The sequence below is a fragment of the Photobacterium satsumensis genome, from assembly GCF_050336935.1.
GTDB classification, from domain to species: Bacteria; Pseudomonadota; Gammaproteobacteria; order Enterobacterales; family Vibrionaceae; genus Photobacterium; species Photobacterium satsumensis.
The window spans coordinates 31,349-48,311 of the sequence record NZ_JAKJSK010000022.1 but is presented as its reverse complement, the minus strand read 5'-3'; the positions used below and the strand labels follow the sequence as shown (position 1 = coordinate 48,311).

At 50.2% G+C, this 16,963-nt stretch carries 17 protein-coding genes; all 17 read left to right on the top strand.

What is annotated here, in order from left to right:
* Positions 1 to 124: 124 nt before the first annotated feature.
* Positions 125 to 568 (top strand): FMN-binding protein MioC, encoded by a 444-nt coding sequence (mioC, locus tag L4D79_RS28480; protein ID WP_428656979.1) that lies wholly within the window; start codon positions 125 to 127, stop codon positions 566 to 568.
* 433 nt (positions 569 to 1,001) lie between these two features.
* Positions 1,002 to 2,891 (top strand): tRNA uridine-5-carboxymethylaminomethyl(34) synthesis enzyme MnmG, encoded by a 1,890-nt coding sequence (gene mnmG, locus L4D79_RS28475; RefSeq protein ID WP_428656977.1) that lies wholly within the window; start codon positions 1,002 to 1,004, stop codon positions 2,889 to 2,891.
* Positions 2,892 to 2,900: 9 nt separating this feature from the next.
* Complete coding sequence (rsmG, locus tag L4D79_RS28470; RefSeq protein WP_428656974.1) at positions 2,901 to 3,521, top strand: 16S rRNA (guanine(527)-N(7))-methyltransferase RsmG; 621 nt, start codon at positions 2,901 to 2,903, stop codon at positions 3,519 to 3,521.
* A gap of 16 nt (positions 3,522 to 3,537) precedes the next feature.
* On the top strand, positions 3,538 to 4,332 hold the full coding sequence (locus L4D79_RS28465) for a ParA family protein (RefSeq protein WP_428656971.1): 795 nt from the start codon (positions 3,538 to 3,540) through the stop codon (positions 4,330 to 4,332).
* A gap of 15 nt (positions 4,333 to 4,347) precedes the next feature.
* Positions 4,348 to 5,235: a ParB/RepB/Spo0J family partition protein gene (locus tag L4D79_RS28460; RefSeq protein ID WP_428656968.1), complete on the top strand. Its 888-nt coding sequence runs from the start codon at positions 4,348 to 4,350 to the stop codon at positions 5,233 to 5,235.
* A 178-nt stretch (positions 5,236 to 5,413) separates the two neighbouring features.
* Positions 5,414 to 5,803, top strand: a complete 390-nt coding sequence (locus L4D79_RS28455; RefSeq protein WP_428656965.1) for a F0F1 ATP synthase subunit I — start codon at positions 5,414 to 5,416, stop codon at positions 5,801 to 5,803.
* Between the two features lie 8 nt (positions 5,804 to 5,811).
* Complete coding sequence (gene atpB, locus L4D79_RS28450) at positions 5,812 to 6,597, top strand: F0F1 ATP synthase subunit A (protein ID WP_039468196.1); 786 nt, start codon at positions 5,812 to 5,814, stop codon at positions 6,595 to 6,597.
* 67 nt (positions 6,598 to 6,664) lie between these two features.
* Positions 6,665 to 6,922, top strand: coding sequence for a F0F1 ATP synthase subunit C (gene atpE, locus L4D79_RS28445; protein WP_005302247.1), 258 nt, complete (start codon positions 6,665 to 6,667; stop codon positions 6,920 to 6,922).
* A gap of 49 nt (positions 6,923 to 6,971) precedes the next feature.
* Positions 6,972 to 7,442, top strand: coding sequence for a F0F1 ATP synthase subunit B (gene atpF / locus L4D79_RS28440; protein WP_428656961.1), 471 nt, complete (start codon positions 6,972 to 6,974; stop codon positions 7,440 to 7,442).
* Between the two features lie 16 nt (positions 7,443 to 7,458).
* On the top strand, positions 7,459 to 7,992 hold the full coding sequence (gene atpH / locus L4D79_RS28435; RefSeq protein ID WP_428656959.1) for a F0F1 ATP synthase subunit delta: 534 nt from the start codon (positions 7,459 to 7,461) through the stop codon (positions 7,990 to 7,992).
* 16 nt (positions 7,993 to 8,008) lie between these two features.
* Positions 8,009 to 9,550 carry a F0F1 ATP synthase subunit alpha gene (gene atpA, locus L4D79_RS28430; protein ID WP_428656956.1) on the top strand — a complete coding sequence of 514 codons (1,542 nt, stop codon included), beginning with the start codon at positions 8,009 to 8,011 and terminating at the stop codon, positions 9,548 to 9,550.
* Positions 9,551 to 9,594: 44 nt separating this feature from the next.
* Positions 9,595 to 10,461, top strand: coding sequence for a F0F1 ATP synthase subunit gamma (atpG, locus tag L4D79_RS28425; RefSeq protein ID WP_428656954.1), 867 nt, complete (start codon positions 9,595 to 9,597; stop codon positions 10,459 to 10,461).
* A gap of 32 nt (positions 10,462 to 10,493) precedes the next feature.
* Positions 10,494 to 11,900, top strand: a complete 1,407-nt coding sequence (gene atpD, locus L4D79_RS28420; RefSeq protein WP_428656951.1) for a F0F1 ATP synthase subunit beta — start codon at positions 10,494 to 10,496, stop codon at positions 11,898 to 11,900.
* Positions 11,901 to 11,917: 17 nt separating this feature from the next.
* On the top strand, positions 11,918 to 12,340 hold the full coding sequence (locus tag L4D79_RS28415) for a F0F1 ATP synthase subunit epsilon (RefSeq protein WP_428656949.1): 423 nt from the start codon (positions 11,918 to 11,920) through the stop codon (positions 12,338 to 12,340).
* Positions 12,341 to 12,543: 203 nt separating this feature from the next.
* A complete protein-coding gene (gene glmU, locus L4D79_RS28410; RefSeq protein ID WP_428656946.1) occupies positions 12,544 to 13,902 on the top strand; it encodes a bifunctional UDP-N-acetylglucosamine diphosphorylase/glucosamine-1-phosphate N-acetyltransferase GlmU in 1,359 nt (452 codons plus the stop codon).
* Between the two features lie 195 nt (positions 13,903 to 14,097).
* On the top strand, positions 14,098 to 14,865 hold the full coding sequence (locus L4D79_RS28405; protein ID WP_428656943.1) for a DeoR/GlpR family DNA-binding transcription regulator: 768 nt from the start codon (positions 14,098 to 14,100) through the stop codon (positions 14,863 to 14,865).
* A gap of 18 nt (positions 14,866 to 14,883) precedes the next feature.
* Positions 14,884 to 16,716, top strand: coding sequence for a glutamine--fructose-6-phosphate transaminase (isomerizing) (gene glmS, locus L4D79_RS28400; protein ID WP_428656940.1), 1,833 nt, complete (start codon positions 14,884 to 14,886; stop codon positions 16,714 to 16,716).
* Positions 16,717 to 16,963: the final 247 nt, after the last annotated feature.

Genomic DNA, 16,963 nt, shown 5'->3' with positions numbered 1-16,963 from the left:
CAGGCTGTGTATAAACTGCCGATAAAAGATCCCCTCCCCAGCAAGATCGCGCTTCCCTCCTACATCCAACCCAGTACAATACTGTGTATAAACCCTTTGTGAATATCTACACGGATTTGAGTACATGAGCCACATCACCTTCATTACCGGCAGCACCCTTGGCGGCGCCGAATACGTTGCCGACCACTTGAGCGAACTGCTGGAACAAGCAGGCCATAGTACGGATATCACCAATCAGGCCGATCTCGGACAGCTGTCTCCCGATAATATCTGGCTGGTGGTCTGCTCTACCCACGGCGCAGGTGAATATCCCGACAATTTCCAGCCTTTCGCCGAACAACTGCTCAACCAAAAACCGGATCTCACCGCTTTGCGCTATGCCGTGATCGGTTTGGGTGACTCCAATTACGATACCTTCTGTGCAGCCGCCAGGAAGATTGATCAACAGCTGGCAACCCTGGGGGCGATCCGCCTCGGAGAAAGGCTCGAAATTGATGTCTCACAGGATCCAGTACCGGAGGATCCGGCAGAAACATGGCTGGAAAACTGGAAAAACAACCTGCTTTGAATAAAAAATAGACAGTTTTTTACCCAGAATTTGCCGATCTTTAAACTTTTTTCTGTGGATAACTATAGATCTAAACGGTGATCAACCCATAGTTATCCATTTAATAACTTCTCGCCTTCAATTCCGCTGTTGATAACTGCCGTTTTTGATCCCAGCTAATCCCAGCAATGATCCATGCTGCTCCACAACAAATGATCCTCGATAACATCATGATCATTAGGATCATTTATCACTTATCCACACGATCGGCGGATCTATATAATAGATCTAACAGAAGATCTATTTAAAAGATCTTATCTATATTCAAAAGCGGTATCCTCCTAGGATCAAATGATCTTCAGGAAAGATTCTCTCCACGACTGAAACAGGATAGAATATTGCTCCTTCGCTCAAAGATAACTCACTGCCAATTTTGAATATCCGAGGTAGTTTCATGTTTTACCAGGAAAATTTTGATGTCATCGTCGTAGGTGGCGGCCATGCAGGGACTGAAGCTGCACTGGCGGCAGCCCGTATGGGACAAAAAACCCTACTGCTGACACACAACATCGATACGTTGGGACAGATGTCATGCAACCCAGCAATCGGCGGGATCGGGAAAGGACACCTGGTTAAAGAAGTTGACGCCCTTGGTGGTTTAATGGCCCGGGCGATCGACAAAGGCGGGATCCAGTTCCGCACTTTGAACTCGTCAAAAGGCCCTGCGGTGAGGGCAACACGCGCCCAGGCAGACCGCGCCTTGTACAAGGCAGCTGTGCGTGAAGAGCTGGAAAACCAGCCGAATCTGAAGCTATTCCAACAGGCGGTTGATGATCTGATCATCGAAAATGATCGTGTCGTCGGCGCCGTGACCGAAATGGGACTGAAGTTCCGTGCCAAGGCGGTCGTTTTAACCGTAGGGACATTCCTCGGTGGCAAGATCCACATCGGTCTGGAAAACTACAACGGCGGTCGCGCCGGGGATCCACCGTCGATCACCTTAGCATCACGTTTGCGTGAAATGCCATTCCGTGTTGATCGTCTCAAAACCGGAACACCTCCGCGTATTGATGCGCGCAGTGTCGATTTTAGCCAGTTGCAGGCCCAGCATGGTGACAACCCAACACCGCTGTTCTCGTTTATGGGCAAAGCCTCGGATCATCCACGCCAGATCCCATGTTTTATTACCCACACCAATGAGAAAACCCACGATGTGATCCGTAATAACCTGGATCGTAGCCCGATGTATTCCGGGGTGATCGAGGGGATCGGCCCGCGTTACTGTCCGTCGATCGAAGACAAGGTGATGCGTTTTGCCGACAAGGACAGCCACCAGATCTTTATCGAGCCTGAAGGCCTGACCACCCATGAGCTGTACCCGAACGGTATTTCCACCAGTTTGCCGTTTGATGTCCAGATGCAGATTGTCCGTTCGATGAAAGGCTTCGAGAATGCCGATATCGTCCGTCCGGGTTATGCCATTGAGTATGATTTCTTCGATCCGCGTGATTTGAAGCAGACGTTCGAGACCAAGTTTATCAATGGCTTGTTCTTTGCCGGTCAGATCAACGGAACCACAGGTTACGAAGAGGCCGCGGCTCAAGGCTTGTTAGCCGGGATGAACGCCGCCCTGCTGGCTCAGGACCGTGAAGGGTGGAGCCCGCGTCGCGATCAGGCCTACATGGGCGTACTGATAGACGATTTGTCGACCATGGGTACCAAAGAGCCGTACCGCATGTTCACGTCCCGTGCTGAATACCGCTTGCTGTTGCGTGAAGACAACGCTGATTTGCGTTTGACCGAAATCGGCCGCGAGTTTGGTTTGGTTGATGACGAGCGCTGGGCGCGCTTCAATCAGAAGTTGGAAAACATTGAGCAGGAGCGCCAGCGCCTGAAAAATATTTGGGTGACGCCAACTTCAGAGCAGGTTGAGGCGGTAAACCAAATTCTCAAGACACCGATCACCCGTGAGGCGAGCGGTGAAGATTTGCTGCGTCGTCCGGAAGTGACTTACAACCAGCTTACCGATATTGCGTTATTCGGTCCGGCTCATGAAGATAGCCAGGCCAGCGATCAGGTGGAAACCCAAGTTAAGTACCAAGGCTATATTGATCGCCAGAAAGACGAAGTAGAAAAATCCTTGCGCCATGAGAAGACCAAGCTGCCGCTGGATCTTGATTACAGCGTGGTCAAAGGCTTGTCGAACGAAGTGATTGCCAAGCTCAATGATGCTAAGCCGGAAACCATCGGTATGGCGTCACGTATTTCAGGCATCACTCCGGCAGCGATTTCCCTGCTGTTGGTGTATCTCAAGAAGCAAGGCCTGCTGAAAAAAGGCGAATAGGAGTAATTTGTGAAACAACGTCTGTTGCAACTGGTAGCGCAAACTGATCTCACAGTCACAGATCAGCAAATTGACCAGCTCGTCGGCTATGTAGCCATGCTGGATAAATGGAATAAGGCGTATAATCTGACATCGGTACGAGATCCGTATGAGATGTTGGTGAAACATATTATGGATAGTATTGTAGTAAGCCCTCACCTTGACGGTGAGCGGTTTATCGATGTAGGTACCGGTCCGGGCCTGCCAGGGATCCCTCTGGCGATCATGAACCCGGACAAGCAGTTCACATTATTGGACAGCCTGGGCAAGCGGATCCGTTTTATCCGCCAGGTGATCCATGAACTGAAGATCGACAATGTCACCCCGGTTCAGAGCCGGGTTGAGGAATTCCAGCCTGAAATCGGTTTTGATGCCGTGCTCAGCCGTGCCTTTGCCTCAATGAATGATATGGTATCTTGGTGCCACCACCTCCCTACCAGCAACGGGTGTTTCCTGGCGCTGAAGGGGCAATTCAATCAGCTGGAAGTGACAGAACTGCCTGAATGGTGTTCTGTGACGGAAGTCAAATCTTTGCACGTTCCTGAGCTAGAAGGCGAGCGCCATCTAGTAGTCTTGACGGCAAAGGATTAAAGGATGAGGTTTTTTTGTGGGAAGAGTCATAGCGGTAGCCAACCAGAAGGGAGGCGTGGGTAAAACCACAACATGTGTCAACTTGGCAGCGTCATTGGCGGCCACGCAGCGCAAGGTCTTGGTCATTGATCTGGATCCCCAGGGCAACGCCACCATGGCCAGCGGTGTGGATAAATACCAAGTCGATGCAACGGCTTATGAGCTTCTTGTCGAAGAAACCCCGTTCGACGATGTCGTGATCACCGACACCACTGGCGGCTATCATCTGATAGCCGCCAACGGTGATGTCACGGCGGCAGAAATCAAGCTGATGGAAGTCTTTGCCCGCGAAGTTCGGCTGCGTACAGCCCTTGAAAATGTTCGTGGTAACTATGATTTCATCTTTATTGATTGTCCTCCTGCCTTAAACCTTCTTACAATCAATGCAATGACAGCATCAGACTCTGTTCTGGTTCCGATGCAGTGCGAATATTTCGCGCTCGAGGGGCTGACGGCATTGATGGATACCATCAGCAAACTTACCGCTGTCGTCAACAGCGAACTGAAAATTGAGGGATTGCTGCGGACCATGTATGACCCGCGCAACCGGCTGGCGAACGAAGTGTCCCAGCAGCTCAAGAAGCATTTTGGCGACAAGGTCTATCGTACCGTTATCCCGCGCAATGTCCGTCTTGCCGAAGCGCCGAGCCATGGTCGACCGGCCATGTACTACGACAAGTATTCGAGCGGTGCCAAAGCCTACTTGGCCTTGGCCGGTGAAATTATCCGCCGTGACGAGCTGGCAGCGAATGCCGGCGCGGTCGATGCATAAAGGTTAACCATGAACATGAATAAACGAGGCCTGGGAAAAGGTCTTGATGCCCTGCTGGCCACCAGCTCTGTTGCGGCCACCAAGTTGCAGCAGGCTGATAAAGCACAAACACTGTCGGCTGACGGTAGCCTCAAAGAGTTGGCGATCAGCCAGTTGGCTCCGGGCCGCTACCAGCCACGCAAAGATATGTCGGAAGAGGCATTGGCCGAGCTGGCGGAGTCGATCCGTGCCCAAGGCGTGATCCAGCCAATAGTGGTGCGGGAAATGGCGCCGCAGCAGTACGAGATCATTGCCGGAGAGCGGCGCTGGCGTGCTTCGCGTCAAGCGGGCCTTCAGAAAGTCCCTTGTATTATTAAGGATGTTAACGACAGGGCTACTGTGGCCATTGCTTTGATTGAGAATATCCAACGTGAAGATCTCAACGCGATAGAAGAAGCGCAGGCACTGGAACGGCTGCAGAGTGAGTTTTCACTTACTCACCAGCAGGTCGCTGAAGCTGTGGGCAAGTCACGTGCGGCGGTATCGAACCTGTTGCGTTTGAACCAGCTGGAAGCGCCTGTTAAGCGCATGGTAGAGCAAAAGCAGCTGGAAATGGGCCATGCCCGCGCCATGCTGGCTCTGCCGAATGAGCGCCAGCTGGAAGCGGCACAAATTGTTGTAGCCAAGATGTTAACGGTTCGTGGTGCCGAACGCTTGGTGAAGAAGATGCTGACGCCGGAACCTGAGCCCAAAGTGGCGGTTGCCAACCCAAAAATCGAAGCGGTAGAAAATCAGCTAAGTGAGCAGTTTGGCACCCAGGTGGCGATTAATCAGCAGAAAAACGGTAAAGGAAAGATCGTTATCAGTTTTGAACAGGCTGACAAGCTCCAGCAAATTATTGCAATGTTAGGTCACGAAATGTGATATAAAACGTGCATATTTTGTTGCAAAAATTACAACGACGTGATCAAGTTATTGTGTTGTAAAATCTAACATCTTTTTTTGCTGCGATTAGATTGCATTCAATCTAATGAGCCGTATAATTTTCGCTGTTTTCCCAGCACGTCGTAAGTGCAGTGGAACGTACTCGAGGAACGAATACATGGTATCGGCGCTAGTTCGACCGGGACGCCATTTGGCGAAACGGTTGCTGTTACTACAATCTGGCGTCGTTTTGATAACGGCAATCATGGCAGTTTTTGCTGTCAGTGTTGACTGGGGAATCTCTGCATTAATCGGCGGCGGCATCTTTGTGATCGCTAATGCTGTCTTTGCGACCTGTGCGTTTTTGTTCAGCGGTGCCCGTAAGGCCCGGCTGGTCATGGCGTCATTTTTTGGTGGTGAAGTGTTGAAAATCCTCATCACGGTCATCTTGTTTGCCATTGTTTACCTGTATGTCGAGGTGGAACTTGTTCCCCTCAAACTGACCTATTTGCTGGCTCTCGGAGTTAATATCTTTGGGCCGGTTTTATTCATTAACAACAACAAATAGGATGAGTTATGGCTGCGCCAGGTGAAGCGCTAACGCCGTCAGGTTACATCACTCACCACCTGACAAATTTGTCGGTCGGTGAAGGATTCTGGGCGGTACATATAGATAGCCTGTTTTTCTCAGCCCTGACCGGTCTACTCTTTCTTTGGGTATTCCGTAAGGCTGCGAAAACAGCGACATCAGGAGTTCCAGGGAAACTACAGTGTTTTGTGGAAATGGTAGTAGAGTTCGTTGACGACAACGTCAAAGAAACCTTCCATGGCCGCAACCCGCTGATAGCTCCTTTGGCTCTTACCATTTTCTGCTGGATTTTGCTGATGAACATCATGGACTTAGTGCCAATTGATTTTCTTCCGTATCCTGCTGAACATTGGTTGGGTATTCCTTACCTTAAGGTGGTACCGAGTGCTGATGTCAACATCACCATGTCAATGGCGCTGGGTGTTTTTGCCTTGATGATCTACTACAGCATCAAAGTAAAAGGTCTCGGTGGCTTTGCGAAAGAACTGGCTCTTCACCCGTTCAATCACCCGGTCATGATCCCGTTCAACCTGCTTCTTGAAATTGTTTCGCTACTGGCGAAGCCGCTTTCATTGGGTATGCGTCTGTTCGGTAACATGTTCGCTGGTGAGGTGGTGTTTATCCTAATCGCGGCACTTATGCCGTGGTGGGCACAATGGCTGGGCTCGGTACCGTGGGCAATATTCCACGTTCTAGTCATTACAATTCAAGCATTCGTGTTTATGATGTTGACTATTGTGTACCTGTCTCAGGCACATGAAGACAATCATTAACGATTATTTGTAAATTATTCAATTTTTTACTGGCACTTTAGCCGACAACTATAAACTGGAGATAGTGATGGAAACTTTACTAAGCTTTTCTGCAATTGCCGTGGGCATCATTGTAGGTCTTGCTGCACTGGGTACAGCGATCGGCTTCGCCCTTCTTGGTGGTAAATTCCTTGAAGGTGCAGCACGCCAGCCTGAAATGGCTCCAATGCTACAGGTTAAGATGTTCATCATTGCTGGTCTGCTTGATGCGGTTCCAATGATCGGTATCGTAATCGCTCTACTATTCACATTCGCAAACCCATTCGTTGGCCAGCTAGCTGGTTAATAACACAAAACGAACGGACCCATAGCAACCCTTTTTAAGGAGATGCGTTGTGAATATGAATGCAACTTTGCTGGGTCAGGCTATCGCCTTCTTTATGTTTGTGGTGTTCTGCATGAAATATGTATGGCCACCAATCATGGAAGCGATTGAAGAGCGTCAGAAAAAAATTGCTGACGGTTTGGCAGCGGCTGATCGCGCTGCCAAAGACCTGAACCTAGCGCAGTCAAATGCTTCTGACCAACTGAAAGAAGCAAAACGCACTGCAACTGAAATTGTAGAGCAAGCTAACAAGCGCAAAGCTCAGATTGTCGACGAAGCGAAGGCTGAAGCCCTCGTTGAGCGTGAAAAAATTCTGTCTCAAGGTCTTGCTGAGATCGAGGCAGAACGTAACCGCGCACGCGATGAACTAAGAAAACAAGTTGCAACTCTGGCTGTGATTGGTGCTGAGAAAATCATTGAGCGTACTATCGATAAAGATGCGCACGCTGATCTTCTTAACAAAGTCACTGCAGAACTGTAATTAAAGGGGCAAGCACATGTCGGATATGACTACTATCGCACGCCCCTACGCTAAAGCAGCCTTTGACCTTGCGGTTGAGAAAGGTGAGCTGGCCCAATGGGCGGAAATGCTCTCCTTTGCTGCCGAAGTCACCCGTAACGAAACTATCCAGGATATCTTGGATAGCGGTTACGCGGCGAACAAGCTGACGGAAATTTTCCTGTCGGTATGCGGCGAGCAACTCAACGAAGCCGGCCAGAACCTGATTAAGGTTATGGCCGAGAACGGACGCCTGAAAGCACTTCCTGCTGTATGCAGCGAGTTCCTGCTCCTTAAGAGTGAGCTGGAAAAAACTATCGATGCCACTGTGACCTCTGCGGTTGCCTTGGATGATAGTCAACTTGCTGCCATCAGTAAGAAGCTGGAACAGCGTTTGAGCCGTAAGGTTAAGCTGAATTGCAGTGTAGACGAGACCCTGATTGCCGGGGTCGTGATTAGAGCTGGAGACTTGGTCATCGATAACTCAGTACGCGGCAAGTTAGACCGCCTGAGCGATACTTTGCAGTCTTGATTTGGGGAATTGGAGCATGCAACTTAATTCCACGGAAATTAGCGAACTGATCAAGCAACGTATTGAAAATTTCAACGTTGTAAGTGAAGCGCGTAACGAAGGTACTATCGTGTCGGTAAGCGACGGTATCATTCGTATCCATGGCCTTGCTGATGTGATGCAAGGTGAAATGATTGAATTACCTGGTGGCCGTTATGCACTAGCACTTAACCTTGAGCGTGACTCGGTTGGTGCGGTTGTAATGGGCCCATATGCTGACCTTCAGGAAGGCATGAAAGTAACGGGTACTGGTCGTATTCTTGAAGTACCAGTAGGCCCTGCACTTCTAGGCCGCGTAGTGAATACACTGGGTGAGCCTATTGATGGTAAAGGTCCAATCGAGGCAGAAGTTTACTCTCCTGTTGAAGTGATTGCTCCGGGTGTTATCGACCGTAAATCTGTTGATCAGCCAGTTCAGACTGGTTACAAGGCAGTTGACTCGATGATCCCTATCGGCCGTGGCCAGCGTGAGCTGATCATCGGTGACCGCCAGACGGGTAAAACCGCGATGGCGATCGATGCCATCATCAACCAGAAAAACTCTGGTATTTATTCTGTATATGTCGCTATCGGCCAGAAAGCTTCTACTATCGCAAACGTGGTACGTAAGCTGGAAGAGCACGGTGCACTGGAAAACACCATCATTGTTGTTGCGTCAGCTTCTGAATCAGCAGCACTGCAATACCTAGCGCCTTACGCGGGTTGTGCAATGGGTGAATACTTCCGTGACCGTGGTGAAGATGCACTGATCGTATACGATGACCTGTCTAAGCAGGCTGTTGCTTACCGTCAAATTTCACTATTGCTTAAGCGTCCACCGGGCCGTGAAGCATTCCCTGGTGATGTTTTCTACTTACACTCTCGTCTTCTAGAGCGTGCGTCTCGCGTCAGTGAGCACTACGTAGAAAAATTCACAAACGGTGAAGTGAAAGGTAAAACAGGTTCACTGACTGCGCTTCCAATTATCGAAACGCAAGCAGGTGACGTATCGGCATTCGTACCGACCAACGTTATCTCTATCACCGATGGTCAGATCTTCCTGCAAACAGAGCTGTTCAATGCTGGTATTCGTCCAGCGGTTGATCCAGGTATCTCTGTATCGCGTGTAGGTGGTTCTGCTCAAACTAAAATCATCAAGAAACTGTCTGGTGGTATTCGTACCGCACTGGCACAGTACCGTGAACTTGCAGCATTTGCACAGTTCTCGTCTGACCTTGATGAAGCAACTAAGAAACAGCTTGATCACGGTCAGAAAGTAACTGAGCTGATGAAGCAGAAGCAGTACTCACCGATGTCTGTGTTTGAACAGGCTGTGGTTATCTTTGCTGCGGAAAAAGGCTATTTGAACGATGTTGAGCTGACTAAGCTTGCTGACTTTGAAGCTGCGTTGCTTTCATATGCCAAAGGTCAATTCGCTGAGCTTGTGTCTCAGGTTGATGAAACGGGTGCGTGGAACGGTGAAATCGAAGCTCAGTTTGTAAAACTGGTTGAAGATTTCAAAGCGACCCAGACTTGGTAATTGGTTGGTGGTCGCTTGCGATCACCTACTAACGGAGAGTAACGATGGCCGGCGCAAAAGAGATTCGTAACAAGATCGGTAGTGTTAAAAACACTCAGAAGATCACTAAAGCGATGGAGATGGTTGCTGCTTCTAAGATGCGTAAAACGCAAGAAGCAATGGAATCATCACGTCCATACGCACAAACTATGCGCAAAGTGATCGGTCATATCGCCCTTGGTAGTCTTGAGTATAAGCACCCTTATCTTGAGGAGCGTGAAGCCAAGCGCGTGGGTTACATCATTGTTTCTACTGACCGTGGTCTGTGTGGCGGTTTGAACATTAACCTGTTCAAGCAAGTGATGACAGATATTCAAGGTTGGAATGAAAAAGGCGCAGATATTGACCTTGCACTGGTTGGTGCAAAGGCAACTGGCTTTTTCAATAGCTACGGCGGTAACGTACTGGCTCAGGTATCCGGTTTGGGTGACAACCCATCGGTTGATGAGCTGATCGGTACTGTTGGTGTGATGCTGAAGAAATATGATGAAGGCCAACTGGATCGCCTATACCTGGTTTACAACAAGTTTGTAAATACCATGGTTCAGGAGCCAGTGATCGATCAATTGCTGCCTTTGCCTAAGTCAGAAGACGAAGAAATGCAGCGTAACCATTCTTGGGATTACATTTATGAGCCCGAGCCGAAAGCCCTGCTGGATACCCTATTGGTTCGCTATGTCGAATCACAGGTATACCAGGGTGTTGTCGAGAACCTTGCCAGTGAGCAAGCGGCACGAATGGTGGCGATGAAAGCAGCAACAGATAATGCAGGAAATCTGATTGATGAATTGCAGCTTGTGTATAACAAAGCCCGTCAGGCGGCGATTACACAAGAACTGTCAGAAATCGTTTCTGGTGCATCTGCTGTTTAAGGCAAAGAATTAATAAGTTTAGAGGATTAACGATGGCTACAGGTAAGATCGTACAGATCATCGGTGCGGTAGTCGACGTAGAGTTTCCACAGGACTCTGTACCACAGGTATACGACGCCCTACACGTTGATGCGAAAGAAAACGGTACGCTAGTACTGGAAGTTCAGCAGCAGCTTGGCGGTGGTGTTGTCCGTGGTATCGCTATGGGTACTTCTGATGGCTTACGTCGTGGTTTGTCTGTTGAAAATACAGGCCGCCCAATTGAAGTTCCAGTTGGTACTGCAACACTAGGACGTATCATGAACGTTCTGGGTCAGCCAATTGATGAGTGTGGTGAGATCGGTGAGAAAGAGCGTTACTCTATCCACCGCGAAGCACCAAGCTACGAAGACCAATCAAACGAAACCGCACTTCTAGAAACCGGTGTTAAAGTAATCGACTTGATTTGCCCATTCGCTAAGGGTGGTAAAATCGGTCTATTCGGTGGTGCGGGTGTTGGTAAGACCGTTAACATGATGGAGCTTATCAACAACATCGCCCTACAGCACTCTGGCCTATCTGTATTTGCCGGTGTTGGTGAGCGTACGCGTGAAGGTAACGATTTCTACTTTGAGATGCAGGAAGCGGGCGTTGTTAACGTTGAGAACCCTGAAGAATCAAAAGTAGCGATGGTTTACGGTCAGATGAACGAGCCACCGGGTAACCGTCTACGTGTTGCTTTGACTGGTCTAACAATGGCAGAGCGCTTCCGTGACGAAGGCCGTGATGTTCTATTGTTTATCGATAACATCTACCGTTATACCCTTGCGGGTACCGAGGTATCGGCACTACTGGGTCGTATGCCATCAGCGGTAGGTTACCAGCCAACGCTTGCAGAAGAGATGGGTGTTCTTCAGGAACGTATCACCTCGACCAAGTCAGGCTCTATCACGTCTGTTCAGGCCGTTTACGTACCTGCGGATGACTTGACGGATCCATCACCAGCAACGACGTTTGCTCACTTGGATGCAACCGTTGTACTTTCGCGCCAAATCGCATCGCTTGGTCTATACCCTGCGATCGACCCACTAGATTCAACATCTCGTATGCTTGATCCTCTAGTGGTTGGCCAAGAGCACTACGACATTGCTCGTGGCGTTCAGAGCTTGCTACAGCGTTATAAAGAGCTGAAAGACATCATTGCAATCCTAGGTATGGACGAGCTATCTGAAGAAGATAAGCAAGCTGTATCTCGTGCACGTAAGATTGAACGTTTCCTAACTCAGCCTTACCACGTTGCAGAAGTCTTTACTGGTGACCCTGGCATCTACGTATCTCTGAAAGAGACACTACGTAGTTTCAAAGGCATTCTAGCGGGCGAATACGACGATATCCCAGAGCAGGCATTTATGTACTGTGGTGCGATTGAAGACGTGTTGGAAAACGCGAAGAAGCTTTAAGCTGACTAGGAGGCGACATGGCAGCGATAACCTTCCATCTGGACGTAGTAAGCGCAGAGAAACGTTTGTTCTCTGGCCGCGCTGAAGACATTCAGGTGACCGGTAGCGAAGGTGAACTGGGTATTCACGCAGGACACACTCCGTTGCTGACCGCTATAACGCCAGGTATGGTCCGTATTACCAAACAGCATGGTGACGAAGAGGTGATCTATCTCTCTGGCGGCATGCTGGAGGTTCAGCCTGGCACGGTGACCGTGCTGGCTGACACCGCTATCCGCGGTGAAGATCTGGATGCAGCGAAAGCGGCAGAAGCGAAACGCCAGGCTGAGGAGCGTATCCATAACCAGCATGGTGATATCGACTTCGCTCAGGCAGCCAGCGATTTGGCGAAAGCGATTGCTCAGCTTCGAGTCATCGAGCTGACCAAAAAAGCCCGCTAACTATCAGCAAGGCCAAAAAAGCGACCCTCGGGTCGCTTTTTTTATGCTTGTTGACTGGTCGGTGCTATCGACCTTTGTCATTCCTCGTGGCAAGCGTAAGTTATTACTCGTAAAAAAATATCTATTTTTCCTGCCGCCTTTGCCGTTGCCATTATACAATGCCCCAAGGTAACTTATTTAATATGCACCAAGAGGACTAATTCATGAGCTTCAGTGCTGTGATTCTCGCCGCGGGAAAGGGAACCCGCATGTACTCCAATCTGCCTAAAGTGCTGCACACACTGGCGGGCAAGCCCATGGCCAAGCACGTTATTGATACCTGTGCCGGCCTTGGCGCCAACAATATTCACCTGGTCTACGGCCACGGTGGCGACCAGATGCAGGCTGCCCTGAGTGCAGAGCCGGTTAACTGGGTGCTACAGGCTGAGCAGTTGGGTACGGGCCACGCGGTTAACCAGGCCTGCCCAGGTTTGGCGGACGACGAGAAGGTGCTTATTCTTTATGGTGATGTACCGCTGATCAGCAATGAAACGCTGGAAAACTTGCTTGATGCCCAGCCTGATGGCGGTATTGCCCTGTTGACCGTGGTGCTTGATGATCCAACTGGTTACGGCCGTATCGTGCGTCGCAATGGCCCTGTGGTCGCGATTGTCGAGCAGAAAGATGCCTCGGAAGAGCAGAAGTTGATCAAGGAAATCAATACCGGTGTGATGGTCGCCAATGGCGGTGATCTCAAGCGTTGGTTGTCAGCTCTGAAGAATGATAACGCCCAGGGCGAATACTACCTGACCGATATTATCGAGATTGCCCACAACGAAGGTCGTGCGGTCGAAGCCGTGCACCCGGTGCGCGCCATTGAAGTCGAAGGCGTCAACAACCGTGTTCAGCTGGCTAGGCTGGAGCGTGCTTTCCAAGGCATGCAGGCAGAACGCTTGCTGGAGCAAGGCGTGATGCTGCGCGATCCGGCCCGTTTTGATTTGCGCGGTGAACTCCAGTGCGGCACCGATATTGAAATTGATGTTAATGTCATTATCGAAGGCAGTGTCTCTCTGGGTAACAACGTGGTGATTGGTGCCGGCTCAATCCTTAAAGACTGTGAGATTGATGACAACACCCTTATCCGCCCTTACAGCGTGATTGAAGGCGCGACGGTAGGTGAAGACTGTACTGTCGGTCCGTTTACCCGCCTACGACCTGGTGCTGAGCTGGTGGGTGACTCGCACGTTGGTAACTTCGTTGAAATGAAGAAGTCGCGTTTGGGCAAGGGCTCGAAAGCAAACCACCTGACTTACCTTGGCGATGCCGAGATTGGCGATCGTGTGAACATCGGTGCCGGTACTATTACCTGCAACTATGACGGTGCCAACAAATTCAAGACCGAAATTGCCGATGACGTCTTCGTGGGCTCCGATACCCAGCTGATTGCCCCGGTTAAAGTCGGCAAAGGTGCCACGATTGGTGCCGGTGCGACAATCAACCGCAATGTCGGTGAAGGCGAGTTGGTGATCACCCGTGCGCCTGCCCGTACCGTGAAGGGCTGGAAGCGTCCAGAGAAGAAGTAATCATCTCCACTCTCAGCGTCAAATGATCAAAGGCAAGGCTCTGACCTTGCCTTTTTCATACCTGTGACAAATATAATCAAAGTCTCTCCCCTCTTCTTTCGAATAAAAAATTAATTGCACATGGTTGATCAAAAAAGTTTTGATCTGCTAGTATTCCTTTCAAATCGAAACTTATAGCTATCAGTTCGTAACTTAATGTCCAAGCGAAATACCCAACAGCGCCGTCATGCCATTCTCTCTATGGTTAATGAACAGGGCGAAATCAGTGTTGATTCACTGGCTAAGCACTTCAGCACTTCCGAAGTCACAGTCCGCAAAGACTTGGCTGAGTTGGAAAAGAACGGCCTGCTATTACGGCGGTACGGTGGTGCTGTGTCTATCCCGACCGAAATGGTCAGCGAGCCGGAAGAACAAGTTTCGGTTCGTAAGTTAGCCATCGCCAAGGCGGCGGCAGCCCGTATCCGTGACCACAACCGGATCATTATTGACAGCGGCAGCACTACAGCCAGCCTGATCAGCCTGCTCAATGACAAGCATGGCCTGATTGTGATGACCAATTCGCTCAATGTGGCCAATGCCCTTAACGCATTGGAAAACGAGCCAACCCTGCTGATGACCGGGGGCACCTGGGACCCGCATTCCGAAGCGTTCCAAGGCCAGGTCGCTGAATCCGTTCTGCGTTCGTATGATTTTGATCAGCTCTTTATCGGTGCTGATGGCATAGATACTGCACGGGGTACAACTACGTTTAATGAGCTCGTGGGGTTGAGCCGGGTGATGGCCGAGGTATCGCGCGAAGTGGTAGTGATGGTGGAGTCGAGCAAGGTCGGCCGCAAGATCCCCAACCTTGAGTTGCCGTGGGACAACATCAGTACATTGATCACTGATGACGGCTTGGACAAAGAAGCCAAACAACAGATTGAACAGCATGGCGTGCAGGTTATCTGCGCCGCAGCAGAATAAATTTAGGAGCAAGAAACTATGTGTGGGATTGTTGGTGCAGTAGCACAGCGAGATGTGGCGGAAATTCTGGTTGAAGGGCTACGCCGCCTTGAGTACCGCGGTTATGATTCAGCTGGTGTCGCGATTGTCGATGGCGAGTCGAACCTGACCCGAATCCGCCGTCTGGGTAAAGTTCAGGAGCTGGCCGATGCGGTAGATGAGACCCATGTTGTTGGCGGTACCGGTATTGCTCACACGCGCTGGGCTACTCACGGTGAGCCTTCTGAAGCCAACGCGCACCCACATATGTCCGGTGACATTGCCGTGGTGCACAATGGCATCATCGAAAACCATGAGGAGCTGCGCGAGCTGCTGCAATCACGTGGTTATGTGTTCGAGTCTCAAACTGACACCGAAGTGATCGCCCACATGGTTGAGTGGGAGCTGCGCAGTTCCGAAACCCTGCTTGAAGCCCTGCAGAAAACGGCGAAGCAGCTGGACGGTGCCTACGGTACGGTGGCGTTGGATCGCAGAGACCCTTCTCGCATCGTTGTAGCACGCTCTGGCAGCCCAATCGTTATTGGTTTTGGTGTGGGTGAAAACTTCCTGGCTTCCGATCAGTTGGCCCTGCTGAACGTGACTCGTCGCTTCATGTACCTGGAAGAAGGTGATGTGGCTGAGATCACCCGCCGTGATGTCACGGTATATGATGCTGCCGGTGAGCAAGTAGAGCGTGAGATCACCGAATCCAACGCCGAGCACGATGCGGGTGACAAGGGGCAGTACCGCCACTTCATGCAAAAAGAGATCTACGAGCAGCCTACGGCGCTGATCAATACCATGGAAGGCCGTATCACGGCTGATTCTGTGGTCACTGAAGCGATCGGTGTCAACGCGGCTGATATCCTCAGCAAGGTTGATCATGTGCAGATTGTTGCCTGTGGGACCTCTTACAATGCCGGTATGACCGCGCGTTACTGGTTCGAAGACATTGCTGGTGTCAGCTGTGATGTCGAGATCGCCTCTGAATTCCGTTACCGCAAGTTTGTTACCCGCCCGAACAGCCTGCTTATCACTTTGTCCCAGTCTGGTGAAACGGCAGATACGCTTGCTGCGCTGCGCTTGGCTAAAGAGAAAGGCTACATGGCGGCAATGACTATCTGTAACGTGGCGGGTTCTTCGCTGGTGCGTGAATCAGATTTTGCCTTCATGACCCGTGCTGGTGTTGAGATCGGTGTCGCGTCAACCAAAGCTTTCACCACCCAGCTTTCAGCCCTGCTGATGCTGGTAACGGCACTGGGTAAGCAGCAAAACCGTATCAGCAAAGAGAAAGAAAAAGAGATCGTTGAAGCCCTGCATGCCTTGCCACAGCAGATCAATGCGGCGCTTTCTTTCGAAAAAGAGATAGAAGCACTGGCAACGGACTTTGCCGATAAGCATCATACCCTATTCCTCGGCCGTGGGGAGTTCTACCCCATTGCGATGGAAGCGTCGCTGAAACTCAAAGAGATCTCGTACATCCACGCCGAAGCATACGCTGCTGGAGAGCTGAAGCATGGGCCGTTGGCGCTGATTGATGCTGATATGCCCGTGGTCGTGGTCGCACCGAGCAATGAGTTGCTGGAGAAACTGAAGTCAAACGTCGAAGAAGTCCGTGCCCGTGGTGGCCTACTCTATGTCTTTGCTGATGCCGATGCTGGCTTTGAGGGTGATGAAACCATGAAGATCATCACCATGCCGCACGTCAGCGAAATTACCGCGGCGATTTACTACACCATCCCGATGCAGCTATTGTCTTACTATGTGGCACTGATCAAAGGGACTGATGTCGACCAGCCACGTAACCTAGCCAAGGCGGTAACAGTCGAATAAAAATCAGTCTGTTAGATGACAGCTTCGTAGTTTGTCTCAAAAGTGAGAAAAGGCACCCAAGTGGGTGCCTTTTTTATTGGGTCAAGATGGGAGGGTCTACTATCTAGACAGGGTTGAATGATTTCTTTGCGAATTAAAAAATTCAGACAGCCTGGTTACTATTTGCAAACCAAATTACAACAATGCAAATAGCGCTTGAGCTTAACTCGTTGTTATTTATCTAGTTATTAAAATAACTCCAAGTTGG

Bases quoted from the DNA above. Each gene is read 5' to 3' on its own strand.
- mioC (WP_428656979.1), top strand. From the start codon at position 125: ATGAGCCACATCACCTTCATTACCGGCAGCACCCTTGGCGGCGCCGAA.
- mnmG (WP_428656977.1), top strand. From the start codon at position 1,002: ATGTTTTACCAGGAAAATTTTGATGTCATCGTCGTAGGTGGCGGCCAT.
- L4D79_RS28460 (WP_428656968.1), top strand. From the start codon at position 4,348: ATGAATAAACGAGGCCTGGGAAAAGGTCTTGATGCCCTGCTGGCCACC.
- L4D79_RS28455 (WP_428656965.1), top strand. From the start codon at position 5,414: ATGGTATCGGCGCTAGTTCGACCGGGACGCCATTTGGCGAAACGGTTG.
- atpB (WP_039468196.1), top strand. From the start codon at position 5,812: ATGGCTGCGCCAGGTGAAGCGCTAACGCCGTCAGGTTACATCACTCAC.
- atpE (WP_005302247.1), top strand. From the start codon at position 6,665: ATGGAAACTTTACTAAGCTTTTCTGCAATTGCCGTGGGCATCATTGTA.
- atpH (WP_428656959.1), top strand. From the start codon at position 7,459: ATGTCGGATATGACTACTATCGCACGCCCCTACGCTAAAGCAGCCTTT.
- atpA (WP_428656956.1), top strand. From the start codon at position 8,009: ATGCAACTTAATTCCACGGAAATTAGCGAACTGATCAAGCAACGTATT.
- atpG (WP_428656954.1), top strand. From the start codon at position 9,595: ATGGCCGGCGCAAAAGAGATTCGTAACAAGATCGGTAGTGTTAAAAAC.
- atpD (WP_428656951.1), top strand. From the start codon at position 10,494: ATGGCTACAGGTAAGATCGTACAGATCATCGGTGCGGTAGTCGACGTA.
- L4D79_RS28415 (WP_428656949.1), top strand. From the start codon at position 11,918: ATGGCAGCGATAACCTTCCATCTGGACGTAGTAAGCGCAGAGAAACGT.
- glmU (WP_428656946.1), top strand. From the start codon at position 12,544: ATGAGCTTCAGTGCTGTGATTCTCGCCGCGGGAAAGGGAACCCGCATG.
- L4D79_RS28405 (WP_428656943.1), top strand. From the start codon at position 14,098: ATGTCCAAGCGAAATACCCAACAGCGCCGTCATGCCATTCTCTCTATG.
- glmS (WP_428656940.1), top strand. From the start codon at position 14,884: ATGTGTGGGATTGTTGGTGCAGTAGCACAGCGAGATGTGGCGGAAATT.